Below are 1,087 nucleotides of genomic sequence, written 5' to 3'. Positions count from 1 at the left end.
GTCCGGCAGCGGGGCAAGCCGGAAATTCGTCGTTACGGGACATTCCATTGTCGGGCTTGTTCACGATTTCAAAATGAACCTAGATATGCAAGCAACGACCATAACCAAAGAATTGGCAAACAACGAAGAAATACAAAAACAGTTTACCATTAAATTTATTAACAACGACAACGAGCCGCTTAAAGTCGCTTATGCGATAAAAGAGATATGGAACAGTTATCTTGATCTAAGCAAAAAATACGGGAAGTCATCGAACCCGAAAGTTGGGGAATATATACAAAAATGGGTAGGGGAAGCTGATGACATTTTTAATATTGATGAAGATTCATATTTTCATTACCCCATAGCGAGCGTATTTAAGGGGCAGACAACACAGACGTTTTTCGACGTTATAGCCAATTTAATCCCACAGCCCGTCTATGAGATTTTTCCATATATGGATTACGAAAAAAAAAGAATGAGGTTAAGGATACGGGAAGTCCCGTTTGACACGGGCGGCGAAAACGCATGGAAAAATTTTATGAAACCAATAGAAATCGATCCAAAACTCGTTAAATCTTTTGACGTTAAGCAGACGGACAACGAAGTGTATACTGTTTTTTACTCATATTTAGCCGGATACCCGCTACAGGAAGACAAGGCGATTATTCTTGCGATGCAGGGCGTAGGCGATATGCCAAACGTTGAAATAGACGAAGATAAATTTAAGGTGTACGGCTACCGCCCGTTATTTGTGAGTTTTAACGGATACGGTAAGGCTGACGGAACCGAAGACACGAAAACGACAGAAAGGTTTAAGAAATTAAATGAGCGGATAAAAGACTGGTATGCAAACAAAGATAAATTTTATTCCGGCAGTATATCAATGGAAACCGATCTTTCCGCTGATATGCCGCAGGCGGGCGAAAAAATATCCTTTTTGGGCGGCGAATTTTATGTGATAGACGCAGAGCATAATTGGAGTTATGGCGGTTCGCCGGAAACAAGGCTTACCGTAGACAGGGGCGGATATTACACAAACGCAAGGGGTACTTTTGAGGAATTGACGGGAATATCAAAGCGTTATAAGCAATTCAGGGAGTTACAA

The 1,087-nt window shown here is 41.4% G+C and carries 1 protein-coding gene; it reads left to right on the top strand.

From position 1 onward, the window contains the following. Nucleotides 1-1,087: hypothetical protein (locus tag ACYVTD_RS13645; protein ID WP_461248277.1), on the top strand; the 1,087-nt coding region annotated here is incomplete at both ends.

The sequence above is a fragment of the Treponema sp. R6D11 genome (assembly GCF_054786075.1).
This window is presented reverse-complemented; position numbering and strand designations above follow the sequence as displayed.